The organism is Pseudomonas protegens, from assembly GCF_003732485.1.
Lineage (GTDB): Bacteria > Pseudomonadota > Gammaproteobacteria > Pseudomonadales > Pseudomonadaceae > Aquipseudomonas > Aquipseudomonas protegens_B.
In genome coordinates this window covers 310,907-311,704 of record NZ_MOAK01000080.1, presented here as the reverse complement: position 1 = coordinate 311,704, position 798 = coordinate 310,907, and the positions used below count along the sequence as shown (strand labels likewise).

Annotated in this window: 1 protein-coding gene; it reads left to right on the top strand. The window is 64.8% G+C overall.

Annotated features, from left to right (window positions below; all coding sequences use genetic code 11):
* Positions 1 to 798, top strand: a 798-nt coding sequence (locus BLX41_RS22700) for a putative 2-aminoethylphosphonate ABC transporter substrate-binding protein (RefSeq protein ID WP_259745089.1), incomplete at its 5' end; no start/stop codon positions are given.

Sequence of the window (798 nt, the reverse complement as noted above, 5' to 3'; positions counted from 1 at the left end):
GATGCGGTCTGGGGCCTGGCGGCTTCCAGCCTGGCGATCCTCGACCAGCAGGGCATGCTGCAAAGCTACGCGCCCAAGGACCTGGGCAAGATCGGCCCGAACTACCGCGACGCCGCCAACCCGCCGGCCTGGGTCGGCATGGACGTCTGGGCCGCGACCATCTGCTTCAACACCGTGGAGGCCGAGAAGCAGGGCCTGACCAAACCGGTGAGCTGGCAGGACCTGACCAAGCCCGAGTACAAGGGCAAGATCGTCATGCCCAACCCGGCGTCCTCGGGCACCGGCTTCCTTGACGTCAGCGCCTGGCTGCAGACCTTCGGCGAGAAGCAGGGCTGGCAGTACATGGATGACCTGCACCAGAACATCGGCCAGTACGTCCACTCCGGTTCCAAGCCGTGCAAGCTGGCCGCTGCCGGTGAATTCCCCATCGGCATTTCCTTCGAGTACCCGGCCGTGCAGCTCAAGCGCCAGGGCGCGCCGCTGGACATCGTCCTGCCGAAGGAAGGCCTGGGCTGGGAAATCGAAGCCACGGCGGTGATCAAGGGCACCCCTCATGAAGAGGCGGCCAAGAAGCTCGCCGACTTCTCCGCCAGCCCCGAGGCCATGGAGCTGTACAAGGAAAACTTCGCCGTACTGGCCCAGCCCGGCATCGCCAAGCCGCAGACCGAACTGCCGGCGGACTACGAACAGCGCCTGATCAAGAACGACTTTGCCTGGGCCTCGAAGAACCGCGACCAGATCCTCGCCGAATGGCGCAAGCGCTATGACGGCAAGTCGGAAAAGGTCGCCAAGCAGTAA